Annotated in this window: 14 protein-coding genes; 9 read left to right on the top strand and 5 right to left on the bottom strand. The window is 65.0% G+C overall.

The genetic code is table 11. The annotated features are described in order from the left end of the window. Positions 1 to 7: 7 nt before the first annotated feature. Positions 8 to 898, bottom strand: coding sequence for a LysR family transcriptional regulator (locus tag ASC45_RS08230; protein ID WP_055450556.1), 891 nt, complete (start codon positions 896 to 898; stop codon positions 8 to 10). Between the two features lie 281 nt (positions 899 to 1,179). On the opposite strand from ASC45_RS08230, the gene iscR reads away from it, so the two are divergent. The 7 genes from iscR to fdx all read left to right on the top strand — a co-directional run bounded on the left by iscR (position 1,180) and on the right by fdx (position 6,910). Beyond that, a complete protein-coding gene (gene iscR, locus ASC45_RS08225; protein ID WP_055450555.1) occupies positions 1,180 to 1,716 on the top strand; it encodes a Fe-S cluster assembly transcriptional regulator IscR in 537 nt (178 codons plus the stop codon). 109 nt (positions 1,717 to 1,825) lie between these two features. Continuing rightward, positions 1,826 to 3,046: an IscS subfamily cysteine desulfurase gene (locus ASC45_RS08220; protein ID WP_055450554.1), complete on the top strand. Its 1,221-nt coding sequence runs from the start codon at positions 1,826 to 1,828 to the stop codon at positions 3,044 to 3,046. A 203-nt stretch (positions 3,047 to 3,249) separates the two neighbouring features. Further along, entirely contained in the window at positions 3,250 to 3,675 is a 426-nt protein-coding gene (gene iscU / locus ASC45_RS08215) for a Fe-S cluster assembly scaffold IscU (RefSeq protein ID WP_055450667.1), read from the top strand. 34 nt (positions 3,676 to 3,709) lie between these two features. Continuing rightward, positions 3,710 to 4,033 carry an iron-sulfur cluster assembly protein IscA gene (gene iscA, locus ASC45_RS08210; RefSeq protein ID WP_055450553.1) on the top strand — a complete coding sequence of 108 codons (324 nt, stop codon included), beginning with the start codon at positions 3,710 to 3,712 and terminating at the stop codon, positions 4,031 to 4,033. Then, entirely contained in the window at positions 4,033 to 4,560 is a 528-nt protein-coding gene (gene hscB, locus ASC45_RS08205) for a Fe-S protein assembly co-chaperone HscB (protein ID WP_055450552.1), read from the top strand. Before iscA ends, hscB begins: the two co-directional genes overlap by 1 nt. 86 nt (positions 4,561 to 4,646) lie before the next feature. Then, entirely contained in the window at positions 4,647 to 6,542 is a 1,896-nt protein-coding gene (gene hscA / locus ASC45_RS08200; RefSeq protein WP_055450551.1) for a Fe-S protein assembly chaperone HscA, read from the top strand. Between the two features lie 29 nt (positions 6,543 to 6,571). Continuing rightward, complete coding sequence (gene fdx / locus ASC45_RS08195; protein WP_055450550.1) at positions 6,572 to 6,910, top strand: ISC system 2Fe-2S type ferredoxin; 339 nt, start codon at positions 6,572 to 6,574, stop codon at positions 6,908 to 6,910. A gap of 15 nt (positions 6,911 to 6,925) precedes the next feature. Here the strand turns inward: fdx and ASC45_RS08190 are convergent, their stop codons facing one another. From ASC45_RS08190 to argA, 4 genes are all read right to left on the bottom strand, one after another. Beyond that, complete coding sequence (locus tag ASC45_RS08190) at positions 6,926 to 8,332, bottom strand: exonuclease domain-containing protein (protein ID WP_055450666.1); 1,407 nt, start codon at positions 8,330 to 8,332, stop codon at positions 6,926 to 6,928. A 94-nt stretch (positions 8,333 to 8,426) separates the two neighbouring features. Then, entirely contained in the window at positions 8,427 to 9,719 is a 1,293-nt protein-coding gene (locus tag ASC45_RS08185) for an OmpP1/FadL family transporter (protein ID WP_055450549.1), read from the bottom strand. 266 nt (positions 9,720 to 9,985) lie between these two features. Next, a complete protein-coding gene (locus ASC45_RS08180) occupies positions 9,986 to 10,258 on the bottom strand; it encodes an oxidative damage protection protein (protein ID WP_055450548.1) in 273 nt (90 codons plus the stop codon). A gap of 60 nt (positions 10,259 to 10,318) precedes the next feature. Further along, the gene (argA, locus tag ASC45_RS08175; RefSeq protein ID WP_055450547.1) at positions 10,319 to 11,644 is read right to left on the bottom strand and encodes an amino-acid N-acetyltransferase; all 1,326 of its coding nucleotides are present in this window, start codon (positions 11,642 to 11,644) and stop codon (positions 10,319 to 10,321) included. Between the two features lie 50 nt (positions 11,645 to 11,694). Between argA and hrpA the strand changes: the two genes are divergently transcribed. Both hrpA and ASC45_RS08165 read left to right on the top strand, forming a co-directional pair. Next, entirely contained in the window at positions 11,695 to 15,597 is a 3,903-nt protein-coding gene (gene hrpA, locus ASC45_RS08170) for an ATP-dependent RNA helicase HrpA (protein WP_055450665.1), read from the top strand. A 76-nt stretch (positions 15,598 to 15,673) separates the two neighbouring features. Further along, positions 15,674 to 18,190 (top strand): heavy metal translocating P-type ATPase, encoded by a 2,517-nt coding sequence (locus ASC45_RS08165; RefSeq protein ID WP_055450546.1) that lies wholly within the window; start codon positions 15,674 to 15,676, stop codon positions 18,188 to 18,190. The last annotated feature ends 8 nt before the right edge of the window (positions 18,191 to 18,198 follow it).

The raw sequence follows: 18,198 nt of genomic DNA, 5'->3' as shown, positions 1-18,198 counted from the left end.
CTGAGGGTCAGGCGGGCAGCGAATCGTCCTGCCAGGTCTGGCAGAACTGCAGGAAGCGCTGCAGGGGTTGGGAGAACGTCTTTTTCTGGTGATGAACGATATACAGCGTGCGGTGCATCGAGGGCAGGGCGCTGCGCACGGTCACGAGTTTGCCGTGGTTCAGATCCTCGCGCACCAGCCGCCGCGGAATGCAGGCCAGGCCCAGCCCGGCGATGGCCGCGCCACGGATCGATTCGGAACTGCCGAGCACCATGACCTGCTCGAAGCCGTGCAGATGTTCGAGCAGCAGCGCTTCCACGGTTTCGCGCGTGCCCGAGCCGGCCTCGCGCAAGAGCCAGCGTGCGGCGCGAAGCTCGCCGAGGCTGACCTCGCGTCCGGCCAAGGGGCTGTCGGGAGCGCAGACCACGACCAGCGCGTCCTGCAGCCAGGGTTGTATGGCCAGATCGTCGCGATGGCAGGCGCCTTCGACTAAGCCGAGATCGACTTCGAACTGGGCCACGGCTTCCGCGATGGCCTGGGTGTTGCCCACGCGTAGGCAGAACTGTGCGGCGGGGAATTCGCGGCAGAACGCCGCCATGATCCCCGGCAGGATGGCGTTGCCCACGGTACTGCTGGCGCCGATGCGCAGCGCTGCGGCGCCGGCGCTGAACAGCGCCTCGATGCTGCGCGTCTGGTCGAGAATGGCCATGGCGCGCGGAAGCAGAAGCCGGCCGGAGTCGTTGAGAACCAGACGCTTTCCAACGCGGTCGAACACGCGCTCGCCCAACTGCGTTTCGAGCTCGGCCAGCGCCGCGCTGACGGCCGACTGTGACATGGCGAGCGAATCGCCCGCCGCGGTGGCGCTGCGGCTATGCGCGATTTCCACCAGCACTTCCATTTGCCGCAGGGTGAGTCGCATGAATTCGATCTATTCGCTAGATTGATTGAGCACTAAGGATAAACCACATGTTTCGAATACCCACACTTCCTTCATAGAAAAAAACCCACTTCAGCCCGGAACTTTGCGAGGCCGGAAAAGTCTGAGTAGTTGACGAAAACGATCGGGATTCGTACCATCACCCCTACTGTTTCGTCGGATTTTTTCATTCCGGCACTGTGTAATGTCTGCTGCAAGCCCGCCCCGGGCGACCGCCTCCGACCTTGCAACTGGCCGCCATTCATGTGTTGAGGAGAGCCGCCATGCGACTGACAACCAAAGGACGTTTTGCCGTGACCGCCATGATCGACGTGGCCATGCGTCAGCATCTGGGTCCCGTAACTCTGGCCGGCATCAGCCAGCGCCAGCACATTTCCCTCTCTTACCTTGAACAGTTGTTCGGCAAGTTGCGCCGTCACGAACTGGTCGATTCGGTTCGTGGTCCTGGCGGCGGCTACACGCTGGCGCGCAAGTCGGAAGAGATCAGCATCGCCGACATCATCATCGCGGTGGATGAGCCCCTCGACGCGACGCAGTGCGGCGGCAAGGAAAACTGCAACGGCGAAGACAGCGGCCCGTGCATGACCCACGACCTGTGGGCACAGCTCAACGCCAAGATGGTCGAGTTTCTCGACTCGGTCAATCTCAAGGCCCTGGTGGAGCAAAACCTTGCCAAAGGCGTCACGGTAGAAGAAGTTGCCGTGGCGCGCAAGCCGGTTTCGCCTCTGCCGGTGACGGCCAAGCCGATCAAGGTCAAGGCGCCCAATTCGGTCTTCAATTTGGCCCAGACTCTGGGCTGATGCTGCAGCGGCGGCCTGGCGGCCGCGCTTCGGCGTTCTTTGCGCGTCATGGACAGCCCGGTGCATCGCATTTGGGCCGTAACCCCCACATTCCCTGATTCTCTACATCATGTCTACCACGCCCCATCTACCCATTTACATGGACTACGCTGCCACCACGCCCGTGGATCCGCGGGTGGTCGATGCCATGATTCCCTGGCTGCGCGAGCACTTCGGCAATCCGGCGTCGCGCAGCCATGCCTGGGGCTGGGAAGCCGAGGAAGCCGTCGAAAAGGCCAGGGCTCAGGTGGCCGAATTGATCAACGCCGACCCCAAGGAAATCATCTGGACGTCGGGCGCCACGGAATCGAACAATCTCGCCATCAAGGGCACGGCGGAGTTCTACCAGGGCAAGGGCAAACATATCGTCACCGTCAAGACCGAACACAAGGCGGTGCTCGACACGGTGCGCGAAATGGAGCGCCGCGGGTTCGATGCCACCTACCTTGATGTGCAGTCCAACGGCCTGCTCGATCTCGACCAGTTCAAGGCGGCGCTTCGGCCCGACACCATTCTGGTGTCGGTCATGCTGGTCAACAACGAGATCGGCGTGATCCAGGATATTCCCGAAATCGGCCGGATCTGCCGCGAGCGCGGCATCATCTTTCATGTGGATGCGGCCCAGGCCACCGGCAAGATGGTGATCGATCTGCAGGCCTGGCCGGTCGATCTGATGAGCCTGGCCTCTCACAAGACCTACGGCCCCAAGGGTATCGGCGCGCTCTATGTGCGGCGCAAGCCGCGGGTGCGGTTGATTCCGCAAATGCATGGTGGCGGCCACGAGCGCGGGCTGCGTTCGGGCACGCTGCCCACGCATCAGATCGTGGGCATGGGAGAGGCTTTCCGCATCGCCAAGGCCGAGCTCGGGGCGAGCATCGAGCGGGCGCGCATGCTGCAAAAGCGCCTGCTCGACGGCCTGAAGGACATCGAAGAGGTCTATGTCAACGGCGACCTCGAGCGCCGCGTGCCGCACAACCTCAACATCAGCTTCAACTACGTCGAGGGCGAATCGCTAATTATGGCGATCAAGGGCATTGCGGTGTCCAGCGGCTCGGCCTGCACCTCGGCCAGCCTGGAGCCTTCGTACGTGCTGCGCGCCTTGGGGCGCAGCGACGAGCTGGCGCATTCCTCGCTGCGCATGACCATCGGTCGATATACCACCGAAGAGGAGATCGATTCCGCCGTGCGCCAACTGCGCGAGAGCGTGGCCAAGCTGCGCGACCTTTCTCCGCTGTGGGACATGTACAAGGAAGGCATCGACATCAGCACCATCCAGTGGGCGGCGCACTGAGCGCCCCGAGGGCCGGGCTGCGCCCAGCCCGCCCCCCGTGGGGGTCAAGAAAACTTGGGACGGCCCTGCGTTTTCTTGAGAGCCACCAAGGGCGCTCAAGCGCCTATGCGCATCAGGGTTGTGCAAATAGCCGACAATAGAGGTCGGAAATATTGGATGTGTCGTCCGCCGCTCTCGGCGGGCGCTTCGAGGAGGACAAGATCATGGCTTACAGCGACAAAGTGGTGGATCACTATGAAAACCCGCGCAATGTGGGTTCCTTCGCCAAGGACGACCCGCAGGTCGGCACAGGCATGGTGGGTGCTCCGGCCTGTGGCGACGTGATGAAGCTGCAGATCCGCGTCAACGATCAGGGTGTCATCGAAGACGCGCGCTTCAAGACCTATGGCTGCGGCTCGGCCATCGCCTCGTCTTCCCTGGTGACCGAATGGGTCAAGGGCAAGACCCTCGACCAGGCGCTCGAAATCCGCAACAGCCAGATCGCCGAGGAACTCGCCTTGCCGCCGGTGAAAATTCACTGCTCCATCCTGGCCGAAGACGCCATCAAGGCGGCGGTCAGCGATTACCAGCAACGTCATGGTCAGAAGGCAGAGCCACAAGCGCAGGCCAAACAGGCCCAGCCAGCCTGATGGCCGCGCGACAAGACCGACGAAGGAATCGATCATGTCAGTCACCCTTACCGAACGCGCTGCCCAGCAGGTGCAGCGCCATCTTGCCAAACGCGGTGCCGGGATCGGCGTGCGTCTGGGCGTCAAGACCACGGGCTGCTCCGGCATGGCCTACAAGCTCGAGTTCGTGGATCAGGCCGCAGACGAAGATCTGACCTTTGAGAGTCATGGCGTCAAGATCCTGGTCGATCCCAAGAGCCTGGCCTATGTCGATGGCACCGAGCTCGACTTTGTGCGACAGGGTTTGAATGAGGGCTTTCAATTCAACAATCCGAACGAACGCGACCGCTGCGGCTGTGGCGAGTCGTTCCGGGTCTGATGGATCTCGATCAGTCTTACTTCGCACTGTTTGGGCTGCCCGAGACTTTTGCCCTCGATCTGGCGCAACTCGAGCGAGCGCGGCTGGCGGTGCAGTCGCAGGTCCATCCCGACCGATTCGCCGCGGGCAGCGATCGCGACCGAAGGCTTGCCATGCAATGGGCGGCACAGGCCAATGCGGCTTACCTCACCCTCAAGAATCCGGTGCAGCGTGCCACCTACCTGTGCGAGCGGCGTGGCGTGCCGATTCAGGCCGAAAACAACACCGCCATGCCTGCCGATTTTCTGATGCAGCAGATGGCCTGGCGCGAAACGCTGGACGAGCTGCGCGACGCGGCCGATGGCGCCGGGCTCAAGGTGCTTGAAACCGAAGTGCTGGCCCAGCGGGCCGAGCGACTCGAGGCCGTGCGTCAGGCGCTCGATGAACACAACGCACCACACAGAGCAGCCGAGCAGGTGAGGGCCTTGCTGTTCCTCGACCGTTTTGTCGAGGAGCTGCGGCGGGCATCCGAACATCTCGTGCCCTAGGCTGTTTGATGCCCCATTGATTCTTTGTCTGCGGGTTTCGGTCAGCAAGGTCGAAGCCCGAAGCCAGCCACCTTTTGCCCCTGCCCATGGCCCTGTTGCAAATCTCCGAACCCGGACAATCGCCCGACCCACACCAGCACCGTCGTGCCGTGGGCATCGATCTGGGGACGACGCATTCCCTCGTCGCCGCCGTTCGCAGCGGCACACCGCAATGTCTGCCCGATGACCGAGGGCAGGTGCTGCTGCCTTCAGTCGTGCACTATCACGCCGATGGCCGCGCCGAAGTGGGGCTTCGCGCGCGCGAAGAGCAGGCGCTCGATCCGGCCAACACCCTGGTGTCGGTCAAGCGCTTCATGGGGCGAGCTCCGAGCGATCTGCCGCCCGCCGCACTGGCGCATTACCGCATCGCCGACGACGCCAGAGTCGTCCGCTTCGAGACCGCGGCGGGCGAGATCACGCCGATTCAGGCCTCCGCCGACATCCTGCGCGTGCTGCGCTGGCGTGCCGAAGACACCCTGGGCGGAGAACTTGTCGGCGCGGTGATCACCGTACCGGCCTACTTCGATGACGCCCAACGTCAGGCGACCAAGGATGCCGCGCAGCTCGCGGGCTTGCACGTGCTGCGCCTGATCAACGAGCCCACGGCGGCGGCGCTGGCCTACGGGCTCGATCGCGGTGTCGAGGGACTGTATGTCATTTACGACCTCGGCGGCGGCACTTTCGATCTCTCCGTGCTGCGGTTGACCAAGGGCGTGTTCGAGGTCGTCGCCACCAGCGGCGACACGGCGCTCGGGGGCGACGACTTCGACCTCCGCCTCGAAGCCTTGATGCGGCAGCAGGCCGGAGAACCCGAGCTGTCGGCAAGCGAGCAGCGGCAATGGCGCATGACGGCCCGCCAGGCCAAGGAGACCCTGAGCCAGGCCGAGACCGCCGCGTATACCGTGGCGCTGCCCGATGGTTCGCTTCACACCGGCACCTTGCTGCGCGAGGAATTCGAGCAGGCCTGCGCCGACCTCGTGCAACGCACCCTTGCCCTGCTGCGCCGCGCCTTGAACGACGCGCGGGTGAGCGCCGCCGGGGTGCAGGGCGTGGTGCTGGTGGGGGGCGCCACGCGCATGCCCATGATCCGCCGCGCGGTCGAGCAAGCCATGGGCAAGGCGCCGCTGACCGATCTCGATCCCGATCAGGTCGTGGCCTTGGGCGCTGCCATTCAGGCCAATGCCCTGGCGGGCAATGCCGGGGCCGACGACGTGCTGCTGCTCGATGTCATTCCCCTGTCGCTGGGTATCGAGACCATGGGGGGGCTGGTCGAGCACATTCTGCCGCGCAACAGCACCATTCCCCAGGCACGCTCGCAAGACTTCACCACCTTTCGCGACGGGCAGACCGCCATGGCCATTCATGTGGTGCAGGGCGAGCGCGAATTGGTCAGCGACTGCCGCTCGCTGGCGCGCTTCGAGCTGCGGGGCATTCCGCCCATGGTGGCGGGCGCCGCGCGCATTCGTGTGACCTTCGCCGTCGATGCCGACGGTCTGCTCGAAGTCAGCGCGCAGGAGCTGACCACCGGCGTGCAGGCCCAGGTGCAGGTCAAGCCGGCCTATGGCCTGGACGACGCGCAGATCGCACAGATGCTGCAAGACAGCGTGGCCCATGCCGAGGACGACCGCGACGTCCGCATGCTGCAGGAAGCGCGGGTGGATGCCCAGGCCCTGCTGGCCGCCACGCGAACCGCCATGCAGCTCGACCGCGATCTGCTGACCGCCGACGAAGATGCACAGATTCACGACAGCATGGCGGCGCTGGCGCGGGCCGAGCAGGGAGGCGACATCGAGCAGATCCGCCAGGCCCTCGACGCACTGACCCGGCAGACCGATGCGTTCGCGGCTCGCCGCATGAATCGCAGCATTCAGCGCGCGCTGGCGGGTCAGTCGGTCGATCGCATCGCGCAACTCGCCGACACGCCGCCGAATACAACGCTCTGACGCCCCGACGTTCTCATCTCATTCGCACCATGCCCATCATCACGGTACTGCCGCATCCCGAATACTGCCCGGAAGGCAAGCAGGTCAGCGCAGCGCGCGGCACCTCGATCTGCGAAGCCCTGCTGGAGAACGGCGTGCCGATCGAGCACGCTTGCGACATGCAATGCGCCTGCACCACCTGCCATGTGGTCGTGCGCAAGGGTTATGAGAGCCTGGGCGAACTCGACGAGAGCGAAGAAGATCTGCTCGACCGCGCGTGGGGGCTGGAGCCCACGTCGCGCCTGTCGTGCCAGGCTATCCTTGCCGACGAAGACGTGACCATCGAGATCCCGAAGTACTCCATCAACCACGCCAAGGAACACGGCTGATTCGCCGTTGCGCGCTCACAGCCGGATCAGATCGGGCGGCGGGCCTTTGGCGCCCATCAGACGACCGAGAAGCAGACGATAGAGGTCGAGGTCGAAGCCACCTGACTCGATCTCGTGTGGGCCCTCCGCCAGCGCAGCCAGATCGGGCTCGCTGCGTGCCGTGCCCAGATAGCGCCATTGGTCGAACACATGCACATCGGTGCGGTCTTGCGCCGGGTCGTGTTCGCGCAGACCGATGGGCCCGGCATAGGGCCAGGTGCGCAGTCGATCGGCGGCCAGCGCCAGTTGCAGCCGTGCGAGATGCTGCTGTGGCGGTTCAAGCCCGCAGCACACGCCTTTGCATCGACCGATCTGGTGGGCGAAGCAACGGCCCTTGCCCGATTCCAGCCCCAGAGCCTGGGGACAGAGCGTATGACGCTCGGCGAGCGAGCGCAGTTCGTCCACGGCCTGCCGTTTGCTGCGATAGCAGCCGAAGAGACGGGAAAACGATCGCGGATCGAGTTCCTCGCCGCGCACCAGGCGCAGCAGCGGCCGCGCCTGGGCATCGTCGCTCAACTCCCAAGAGCAGAGCTGCCGTTCGCGGCGCAATTGGCGATTGAGCAGGGGCTGTCGTTCCTTGATGAGCCGCATTTCCAGCAGCAGGGCGCCAAACTCTCCCGCCGTTTGCTGCCACTCCACCCGCCGGACCTCCTGAGCCAGGCGGAGTTCGCGCGCGTCGCGGTGATCCGCCTGAAAGTGCGCGAGCACCCGACTGCGCAGACGCACGCTCTTGCCGATGTAAAGCGGCATGTCGCCCTCGCCGAAGAGCAGGTAGACCCCGGGCGTGTCGGGAACCTCGTCCATCGGCGTTTCCAGGTGCGGCGGCAAGCTGGCGCTGCTGCGCAACAAGCTGTACGCCGCGCTTTCCACCGCCTCGGAACCCAGTTCCGTTTGAGCGATGGCCAGCCATTGATGCAGCAACTCGACATCGCCCATGGCCCGATGCCGAGCCGTGGTGTGCAGGCCATGACGGCGCATGATCGCATCCAGCCCATGCCCCCGCGCCTGTGGATACAGCTTGCGCGACAGACGCACGGTACATAGCGTCTTCACCCGCAGATCTACCCCTTCGCGTGCGGCGGCCTGTTTCAGGAAACCATGATCGAACCGCACGTTGTGCGCCACGAGCACGGCGCCATCGAGCAGCGTGAGCAACTCGGGCAACACCGCACCGAAGTTCGGAGCACCCGCCACCATGCTGTCGGTGATGCCGGTGAGCTGCTGAATGAACGGCGGAATGCGCTGCCCCGGATCGATCAGACGGCTCCACTTCGCCACCACTTCCCCGCCCTCGATACGCATGGCCGCCACTTCGGTGATGCGGTCATGCACCGGATGGGCGCCGGTGGTTTCGAGGTCCAGCAATACATAACAGGGCAGCATGGACGGCATTGTCGGTGAACCGGCCCCGGGGGCGGACTTCGAGGGCATAAAAAAACCGCAGCCGAGGCTGCGGTTTGATTGGGGTCGGCTGGAATCAGTATTTCCATCCAAGAGTCACCCCCAGCACATTCTGACTCATGCTGAGAGTCTCTGTCCCAGTGAAACCGAAGTTGCCGGGCAGCTGTCCAGTAACAGAATTGCCGAACGCATGAACGTAATCAAACGAGAGCTCCATGTTTTTCGCAATGGCGTAGGTCGCACCCAGAGTCAGATGGTCTTTGATCACGCCCGGAGCCAGGGTGTTGAACAAAATATTCGACGAGTCGATTGGGTTGTCGCCGTGATTCCAACCAGCACGCAAGGTGAGCGCTTCGTTGTATTGATAAGCGACCCCAAGCTTGTAGACATTGATGCTCTTCCAGCCAAAGCCTGGTCCATTGGTCTGGCCACCCAATTGACCCGGCAGCATGCCGTTCGCAATCGCCGGGATACTGCCGTAATCGATACGCACAATATCGGCAGCGATAGTCATAGCGGGGGTCGCTTTCCACGCCAGACCGATCCCAAAGTTGGCTGGGATGTTGAACTGACCCGCATTCGCGAAAAGACCTCTGTATTTGTCAAACCCCTGCATATGGGTTTCGGACTGATAGGTCGCACCAACTGCCAATGTCGGAGTGAGCTGGCCGATCCAGCCGATGCGCACGCCCACGCCGTTAGAGTCAGCATGACCGTTGTCGGTACACGCTGCTGGGTTGGCTGACAAGGTCGTGCCTGCAGGCGCACCAGGTACCGGTGCATTGCACAGATTAGTCAAACCGTTGGCACGGAACGACTGATGGACAATGTTCAGGCTGACACCAATGGAGTTGGACGAATTGACCTTCATCGCGAACGAGGGCGCGAAGAACAACTGTTGCAAATCAACACCGGTGCCAGGGGCGAACGGAGGAAAGATCTTTGAGTAACCGGTGTTCAGGCCGCCGTTGCCGTAGATGCTCAAGCCAACCGACATCGTCGGGTTGAGCATGTAGTTAACGCCAAATTCAGGAATGATGAACGTTTTGGTATCGTTGCCGCCGTAGCTGCCGCCAATCGGGAACGACTGGCCAGCCTGGGGGCTGTACACGGTCGCGTTCGAGCTGAGGCTGGCGTCACGCTTGGGCTCGAATGCGCTCACGCCAAAATCCAGGCGATTGCCAATATCGACCATTCCAGCAGGGTTGATTGCGGCAGCCAGGGCATCCTGCGGGAAAGCGATCCCAACGCCACCCATGCCCACGGATTTCACACTGAAACCAGGTTGAAAATAACCATTGGTCGCGTGAGCAGCGGGAAGGGCGATGCCGGCCAGGGCCAGCGAGAGTGCCAGTTTCTTGAGTTGCATTCTTGTGTCTCCTACCGGGCGAACGACCCGGCCTCCATCGGTGGTTGATTGCGCCGCAAGAGCGGCCCAGACTCAAAATACTCAATTGAGTATTGAGGGCTGCCGTGATGGTAGGGGCGCACGCGCATACACCACATTGTGTTTAGTGTTGATTGCGCAACTTTGCGAATTGTTGTACGAGAGCGCGAAAAATCCCCAGAAAATACTAACGGGGGTATTGGGTGGCCCTTGAGATGGGCGTCGCTCGGTGAGTCCGGGACGGGCGTTCAGGCCGTCGGCGGCACGTAGCCTTGCGGCATTTCCGCGCCTTCGCCGAAAAAGTACTTCTCCATTTGCCGCGCCAGATATTGCCGGGCTCGGGCATCGGCCAGGTTGAGGCGGTTTTCATTGACCAGCATGGTCTGGTGCTTGAGCCAGGCGGCCCAGGCTTCCTTGGAGACGTTGTTGTAGATGCGCGCGCCGAGTTCGCCGGGGTAGGGGGCGAAATCGAGGCCTTCGGCTTCGCGGCCGAGTTTGACGCATTGAACCATTCGAGTCATGGAGAGTTCCTTGGTGGGGAGGGGCGGGTCGCGCCATGCCATGCGGATGACGCGGGACAATCAGGAGAGATGTTTGACCAGCACCCGCGATCGGCGCTGGTCGTCATAGCGCAGGCGGCGGTCGGGTGGCAGCCATTCGCGCTCCACCAGCACGAAGCCTCGCTTGATGAACCAGTGCATGGTGCGGGTGGTGAGGACGAAAATGCTCTGCAGGCCTAGCGCGCGTGCGCGCTGTTCGATGTGCTTGAGAATGCGCTCGCCGTCGCCCTGACCCTGGGCCGAGGGGTGGACGGTGAGCGCGGCCATTTCGCCGGTTTTCTGCTCCGGGTAGGGGTAGAGCGCGGCGCAGCCGAAGATGATGCCGTCGTGTTCGAGAACGGTGTAATTGGCGATGTCGCGCTCGATTTCGGTGCGGCTGCGCTTGACCAGTACGCCCTGTTCTTCCAACGGCTCGATGAGCTGCAGGATGCCGCCCACATCGTCGGCCGTGGCCTGGCGCAGATGTTCCAGATGCTCGTCGGCGATCATGGTGCCTACGCCGTCGTGGGTGAACAGTTCGAGCAGCAGCGAGCCGTCGAGCGCATACGGAATGATGTGCGCGCGCGTCACCCCGCCGCGCACGGCGCGCACGGCATGCCGCAGATAGAACGCGGTGTCGGTGGGTTGTTGCGGGTCGGGCAGGCGCGAGAGCAGACTCTCGGCCTGCGCCACGGTCATTTCGGGCACGAGGTTGTGCTCGGCGTCGATCACGCCGTCCACTTCGGTGATGAGCACCAGTTTTTCCGCCTTGATGGCGGCCCCCACGCTGCTGGCGACGTCTTCCATGCTGAGGTTGAAGGCCTCGCCCGTGGGCGAGTAGCCGAAGGGCGACATGAGCACGACGGCACCGTATTCGAGCGCGCGGGAGATGGTGGGCGCGTCGACCTTGCGCACGAGCCCGGTGTGCTGGAAGTCCAGACCGTCGATCACGCCCACGGGGCGGGCGATGATGAAATTGCCCGAGACCACGCGCACGGTGGCGCCGGCCATGGGCGTGTTGGGCAGCCCTTGCGAGAACGTCGCCTCGATCTCGAATCGCAGTTGCCCGGCTGCCTCCTGCGCGGCGTCGAGTGCCACTTCGTCGGTCACGCGCATGCCGTGCGAGTAGCGCGAGCCCACGCCCTTTTCGCGCAACTGCGCCTCGACCTGCGGGCGAAAGCCGTGCACCAGCACGATGCGCACGCCCATGGCGGTGAGCAGGGCCACGTCTTGTACCAGGGCGTTGAGGCGTCCGGCAGCGATCAATTCGCCGGCGATGGCGACCACGAAGGTCTTGCCGCGATGAGCGTGGATGTAGGGTGCGACGGAGCGCAGCCAATCGACGAATTGTTCCTGCGTGGCGATCATGGCGTGATTATCCGAGAATGACGGGTTGTTTTCCGCATGCCCTGTCTTTCATGTCTGAACCGACCGCTTCCCGCCCGCCTCGAACCCGCAGGCCCGTGCCCCCACGCACGCCGGGGCCTGCCACGCCGGTGGGCGAGGTGCGGTTTGCGCCGGAGCTGCCGGTTTCCCAGCGGCGAGAAGACATCGCGCAGGCCATGCGCGAGCATCAGGTGGTCATCGTCTGCGGCGAAACCGGCTCGGGCAAGACCACGCAGTTGCCCAAGATCGCGCTGTCCATCGGACGCGGACTGGGCGCGGGCGGCAAGGGACTGATCGGCCACACCCAGCCGAGGCGGCTGGCGGCCATCAGCATCGCCAGACGCGTGGCCCAGGAGCTCGACAGCGAGCTGGGCGCCATCGCAGGCTATAAGGTGCGCTTCAACGACAGATTGCAGCCCGGGGCTTCGATCAAGCTGATGACCGACGGCATCCTGCTGGCGGAAACGCAGACCGATCCCCTGCTGCGCGCCTACGACACCCTGATCATCGACGAAGCGCACGAGCGCAGCCTGAACATCGACGTGCTGCTGGGTTATCTCAGGCAGTTGATGCCGCGCAGGCCCGATCTGAAAATCGTCGTCACCTCGGCGACCATCGACGCCGAGCGCTTTGCCCGGCATTTCGCCGATGCCTCGGGTCGGCCCGCGCCCGTCATCGAGGTTTCCGGGCGTTTGTATCCGGTGGAGATTCGCTGGCGGCCCTTCGGTGTGGACAAGGGCGACGACCGCGACCTTTCGGCGGCCATCTGCGACGCCGTGGACGAGTTGTGGCGCATGGGCCCCGGCGATGTACTGGTTTTCCTGCCCGGTGAGCGCGAGATCCGCGAGGCCGAGGCGGCGCTGCGCAAGCACCATCTGGACACGAAGCGTGCCGGTGTGGAAATCCTGCCGCTGTACGCCCGGCTGTCGCAGGCCGAGCAGGATAGGGTGTTCGCCTCGGGCGGGGCGAGGCGCATTGTGCTGGCCACCAATGTGGCCGAGACCTCGTTGACCGTGCCGGGCATCCGCTATGTCATCGACTCGGGGCTGGCGCGGGTCAAGCGCTACAGCTACCGCAACAAGGTGGAAATGCTGCAGGTCGAGGCCGTCAGCCAGGCCGCGGCGCAGCAGCGCGCCGGGCGCTGCGGGCGGGTGGCGAATGGTGTGTGCATCCGGCTTTATGACGAAGCCGGATTTGCCGAACGGTCGCGGTTCACCACGCCGGAAATCCTGCGCTCTTCGCTGGCGGCCGTCATCCTGCGCATGAAGGCGCTAGGGCTGGACGCGATCGAGCAGTTTCCCTTCATTGAGCCGCCGCCGGGCAAGGCCATCGCCGACGGTTACCAGCTGCTCACCGAGCTGGGCGCGGTGGATGACCGCAATGCACTAACGCCGCTGGGCCGCGAACTCGCACGCCTGCCTGTCGACCCGCGCATAGGCCGCATGATTCTCGAAGCGCGCAACCGCGAAGCGCTGACCGAGGTGCTGATCATCGCCGCGGCGCTGTCGGTGCAGGACCCGCGCGAACGCCCCGCCGAGGCGCAGCAGGCCGCCGACGAAGCGCATCGCAAGTTCAGCGACGAGCGCTCCGAATTTCTCGGCTGGCTCAAGCTCTGGGCGCACTATCACGCGGCCATTGCTCATAAAAAATCGCAGCGCAAGCTCTGGAGCGAGCTGCGCGCGCAATATCTGTCGCCGCTGCGCCTGCGCGAATGGCACGACGTGCACAGCCAGCTCCACACCCTGGTGGCTGAGCAGGGCTGGCGCCTCAACACCACCGAGGCGACTTACGAGCAGATTCACTGCGCCTTGCTCGCCGGCCTGCTCGGCAACATCGGCTACAAGGGGGATGAGGACACCCAGTACCTCGGCGCGAGGGGTATTCGATTCGCCATTCATCCGTCTTCGCCGCTGGGCCGAAAGGCCGGGCGCTGGATCATGGCTGCCGAGCTGGTGGAGACGACACGGCTTTACGCCCGTGGCGTGGCGCGCATCGAGCCGCAATGGCTGGAGCGTGTGGGTGCACATCTGCTCAAGACCAGCCTGCTCGATCCGCATTGGGAGAAAAAACCGGCGCAGGTCACCGCCTTCGAGCGCGCGACGCTTTATGGCTTGGTCGTCTACAACCAGCGTCGGGTCGATTTCGGCCGTTTCGATGCCGCCCAGGCGCGCGAGATTTTTCTGCGCGAGGCGCTGGTGGCGGGCGAGTGGGACTGCCGCTGGACGTTCTTCCAGCACAACCGGGCGTTGATCGCCGACATCGAACGGCTCGAACACAAGGCGCGGCGGCTCGACGTGCTGGTGGACGAGGAACTCATCTACGCCTTTTACGACCAGCAGGTGCCCGCCGAGGTGCACAGCGGCGCCAGCTTCGACCGCTGGTACCGCGACGCGGTGCGCGCCAACCCCAAGCTGCTGTTCCTGCAACGCGACGAGCTGATGCGCCACGAAGCTGCGGGCATCACCACCGAGGCCTTTCCCAATCGCCTCAGGCTGGGCGCGTTGGAGCTGCAGCTCGACTACACCTTCGACCCCGGAGGCGCGCGCGACGGCGTCACCGTGATCGCGCCGCTGGCCGCGCTCAACCAGATCCCGGCGCAACGCCTGCAATGGCTGGTTCCGGGGCTGCTCAAGGAGAAAATCCTCGCGCTTCTCAAGAGCCTGCCGCAGCGGCCGCGCTCACGCCTCGTACCCTTGCCGCAGACTGCCGAGACCTTCGCCACGCGCCTCACCGCGGCCGACCGCTTCGGCCAGGGCGATCTGCTCGACGCCCTGCGCGACCTGGTACGCGAGCACACCGGGCTGCTGCTTCCGCGGACCGACTTCAAGCTCGAAACCCTCGGCCCGCATCTGTTCTTCAACGTGCAGGTGATCGATACCCATGGGCGGCGCATCGACGCCGGGCGCGATATCGACAAGCTGCGTGCCGACCACGGCCAGGCCTCGCGCAACGCGTTCGCGGAGCTGGCCAAGCTCAAAACCCGTCTGCCGCCGTCGAACGAAGCCAAGCCGCAGGGCGCGACATCCCCGGGCGAGGCGGGCGCGCGTCCCGCCGCAGACGCCAGCCCTGTGCCCACCGACACCCTGCAAGGCCTGACCGACTGGACCTTCGACGCCTTGCCCGAGCTGCTGGAACTGCGTCGCGGTGCGCATACCCTGATCGGCTTTCCCGCCCTGGTGGACAAGGGCAACGCAGTCGATGTGGAAGTGTTCGATACCGCAGAGGAAGCCGCGCGCCTGCATCGCGCTGGGCTGCGCCGCCTGTTCGCCCTGCAACTGCGCGAGCAGATCAAGCATGCGGAGAAGGGTCTGCCCGGGTTTCAGCAGGCGGCCATGCTGTTCATGGCGCTGGGCACGGCCGATCTGCTGCGCTCGCAGATCGTCGATGCGGCGCTCGACCGCGCCTTTCTGGCCGAGCCCCTGCCGACCGACAAGGCGGCCTTCGCGCAGCGTCTGAGCGAAGGCAAGCCGCGTTTTCAGCTTCTCGCCGCAGAAATGGCGCGGCTTGCCGGGCAGATTCTGGAGGAGCATGCCCAGGTGCAGAAAAAGCTGGCAGGGTTCAAAAACCAGCCTGCGCTGCTCGGCGACATCCGCGCCCAGTTGCAGGCGCTGTTGCCGCCGCGCTTCCTCACCGAGACCCCGCCAGCGCAGATCGCGCACTTTCCCCGTTACCTGCAAGCCATTGCGCGGCGGCTGGATAAATTCCGCACCGACCCCGCACGCGACGCCCAACTCAGCGCCCAGCTCGCCCCCTGGCTGTCGCGTTGGCAGCGCGAAGCGGCGGCGTACCGGGGCGCCTTGCCCGAGCGGCTGCAGACGCTGCGGTGGCTGCTCGAAGAACTGCGCGTTTCCCTGTTCGCCCAGGAGCTGCGCACGCCCATGCCGGTGTCGCTCAAGCGCCTGGAAAAAGTCTGGGCGCAGTGGGAACAGGTATGAAATTCCTTGATCGATAGATAGAAACTTCTTGATACATCTCAAGGTCTGCTGCGATCCGACTCCCTAGGATGCGACCATGTCGAGTTCCACCCTTCCTCTGCAGGCCGCGTCGGGCCAGCGCGGCGCCGAGTCTGTGCCGCCTTCAGGCGAATCGGGTTGCTATCACTGCGGTCTGCCGCTGGGCAACGCCCCGGTGCGCATGGAACTCGACGGGCAGTGGCGCAGTTTCTGCTGCCAAGGGTGCGCCGCAGCGGCGGAAATCATCGTTCAGGGCGGTCTTTGCGCCTATTACGACCGCCGCACCACGGGCGAAGGCGCCATTGCCGCGCTGCCGCCCGAAGAGATTTCTCGCCTGCATCAGCAATGGATGGCGCTGGCCGACCCTGCTTTTCTCACCGCCTACGCCACATCGCTGGGTGACGACAAGTGGAGCACCCAAATCGCCGTGGACGGCATTCACTGCGGCGCCTGCGTCTGGCTGATCGAGCAGCGTCTGCGCGCCATCCCCGGCGTGCTCGCGGCGACGGTCAACTACTCCACGCGCCGCGTCGCCTTGCAGTGGGATGCGCGCAAGGTGCAGCTGCCGCAGGTGTTTCAGGCCCTGGCCGAAGTGGGTTACAGGCCGCTGCCCAATGCGCGGCATCAGAGCGAACTCAGCCACCGCCGCGCGCGTCGTCTGGCGATTTTGCGCACCCTGGTGGCGTGGCTGGCGATGATGCAGGTGATGATGTTCGCCTGGCCCGGCTACATCGACCCCGAAGGACTGAACACGGCCGAGCAGGGCATCTTCCAGTGGGGCAGTCTGGCGCTCACGCTGCCCGCCTTGCTGTTCTCGGGCTGGCCCTTCCTGATGGGGGCGCTGCGCGATATCCGCAACCGCCGTCTTGGCATGGACGTTCCGGTCACTCTCGGGCTGTGGAGCGCCTTCGCCGCCAGCGTGTGGAGCGTGTCGCAAGGGCAGAGCCACGTCTATTTCGACTCGGTGGTGATGTTTCTCGCGCTGCTGCTGACCGCGCGGCTGATCGAGGACGGCTTGCGTCAGCGCAGCCTCAACGCCGCTGAAGAGCTGATGGAGCAACTGCCTGCCGCGGTGCGCGTGCGAGCCAACGCGCAGGAAGAGTGGCGCAGCGTGGCCATCACCCAGGTGCGCCCGGGCGATGAGGTGGAACTGCCCAGCGGCAGTGCCGCCGCGGTGGACGGCGTGGTGATCGCCGGCAGTTCTCAGGTCGATGAAGCCCTGCTGACCGGCGAGAGCCGCGCCGTCTCCAAACAGCCGGGCGATGCCGTTCTCGCCGGCAGCATGAACCGTCAGTCGCCGCTGGTGGTGCGCGCCACGCAGACCGGCGCGGGCACCCGCATCGCCCAGATGGTCGAGCTGATGCAGCACGCGCTGGCGAGCAAGCCGCGTTCGGCGCAGCTGGCTGATGTTGCGGCGCAATGGTTCACCGCGGGCCTGCTGCTGGTGGCGCTGCTGACCGTGCTGCTGTGGTGGTGGCTGGACCCGGCGCGCATCGTGCCCACGCTGGTTGCGGTGCTGGTGGTGAGCTGCCCCTGCGCGCTGTCGCTGGCCGTGCCGGCGGCGCTGGCGGCGTCCACCGCGCAGCTTTCGCGCCACGGCGTGCTGCTGGCGCGCGGCCATGCGCTCGATCGCGCGCCCAAGGTCGATCTGTGGCTGTTCGACAAGACCGGTACCCTCACCACGGCCGAACCGGTGGTGGCGCAGGTGCGGGTGCTCGACCCGGCATTCAGCCGCGAACAGGTGCTGGCGCTGGCCCGCGCGCTGGAACAAGGCGTGCAACACCCGCTGGCGCGCGCTTTTCTCGCCGATGCGCCCGAGAACGGGCGCCTCGAACCTTTGACCGATCTGCATGCCGTGCCGCACGGCGGCATGCAGGCGCAGTGGCAAGGGCAAACCTTGCGTCTGGGCCATGCCGAATTCAGCGGCGTGGCCGAAGCCGCCGCACCGGGCGACGCCGACATCCCCCTCACCCGTCTCGGGCTGAGCCTGGACGGACGCGCACTGGCCGTGTTCGACATCGCCGAGACCCTGCGTCCCGGCGCGCGCGAGGCGCTGGATGCGCTGCGGCAGGGTGGGGCGCAGGTGGCCATGCTGTCGGGAGATGCGCCGCGCACGGTCGCCGCCTGGGCCGCCCGGCTCGGGCTGGATCGCGCCGAAGGCGGGCTCAGCCCGGAAGACAAACTGGCGAGGGTGCGGCAGTGGCGCGAGCAGGGCCAGGTGGTGGCGATGGTGGGCGACGGCGTCAACGATGCGCCGGTGCTGGCTGCGGCCGATCTGTCGGTGAGCTTCGCGGGGGCTGCGCCCATCGCCCGCGCCGGGGCCGACGTCATTCTGCATCACCCCGACATGCGGGCGCTGCCGCGGCTGGTGATCACGGGCCGCCGCACGGTGGGGGTGATGCGGCAGAACCTGATCTGGGCCGTGGTTTACAACCTGATCGCCATTCCGCTGGCCGTAGCCGGGTTCATCACGCCGGTCTGGGCGGCCGTGGGCATGAGTTCTTCCTCGCTGCTGGTGGTGCTCAACGCCGCGAGGCTGGCGCGCCGTGAGCGCGGTACATCTGGACATCGCTGAATCTCGAT

Source organism: Thiomonas bhubaneswarensis, assembly GCF_001418255.1.
In the GTDB taxonomy this organism is placed as follows: domain Bacteria; phylum Pseudomonadota; class Gammaproteobacteria; order Burkholderiales; family Burkholderiaceae_C; genus Thiomonas; species Thiomonas bhubaneswarensis.
Note: the sequence above shows the minus strand (reverse complement) of the source record. Positions and strands in the feature narration are given on the sequence as shown.

Excerpts from the sequence above, each read along its gene's own strand:
- ASC45_RS08230 (WP_055450556.1), bottom strand. The coding sequence starts at position 898 with ATGCGACTCACCCTGCGGCAAATGGAAGTGCTGGTGGAAATCGCGCAT.
- iscR (WP_055450555.1), top strand. The coding sequence starts at position 1,180 with ATGCGACTGACAACCAAAGGACGTTTTGCCGTGACCGCCATGATCGAC.
- ASC45_RS08220 (WP_055450554.1), top strand. The coding sequence starts at position 1,826 with ATGTCTACCACGCCCCATCTACCCATTTACATGGACTACGCTGCCACC.
- iscU (WP_055450667.1), top strand. The coding sequence starts at position 3,250 with ATGGCTTACAGCGACAAAGTGGTGGATCACTATGAAAACCCGCGCAAT.
- iscA (WP_055450553.1), top strand. The coding sequence starts at position 3,710 with ATGTCAGTCACCCTTACCGAACGCGCTGCCCAGCAGGTGCAGCGCCAT.
- hscB (WP_055450552.1), top strand. The coding sequence starts at position 4,033 with ATGGATCTCGATCAGTCTTACTTCGCACTGTTTGGGCTGCCCGAGACT.
- hscA (WP_055450551.1), top strand. The coding sequence starts at position 4,647 with ATGGCCCTGTTGCAAATCTCCGAACCCGGACAATCGCCCGACCCACAC.
- fdx (WP_055450550.1), top strand. The coding sequence starts at position 6,572 with ATGCCCATCATCACGGTACTGCCGCATCCCGAATACTGCCCGGAAGGC.
- ASC45_RS08190 (WP_055450666.1), bottom strand. The coding sequence starts at position 8,332 with ATGCTGCCCTGTTATGTATTGCTGGACCTCGAAACCACCGGCGCCCAT.
- ASC45_RS08185 (WP_055450549.1), bottom strand. The coding sequence starts at position 9,719 with ATGCAACTCAAGAAACTGGCACTCTCGCTGGCCCTGGCCGGCATCGCC.
- ASC45_RS08180 (WP_055450548.1), bottom strand. The coding sequence starts at position 10,258 with ATGACTCGAATGGTTCAATGCGTCAAACTCGGCCGCGAAGCCGAAGGC.
- argA (WP_055450547.1), bottom strand. The coding sequence starts at position 11,644 with ATGATCGCCACGCAGGAACAATTCGTCGATTGGCTGCGCTCCGTCGCA.
- hrpA (WP_055450665.1), top strand. The coding sequence starts at position 11,695 with ATGTCTGAACCGACCGCTTCCCGCCCGCCTCGAACCCGCAGGCCCGTG.
- ASC45_RS08165 (WP_055450546.1), top strand. The coding sequence starts at position 15,674 with ATGTCGAGTTCCACCCTTCCTCTGCAGGCCGCGTCGGGCCAGCGCGGC.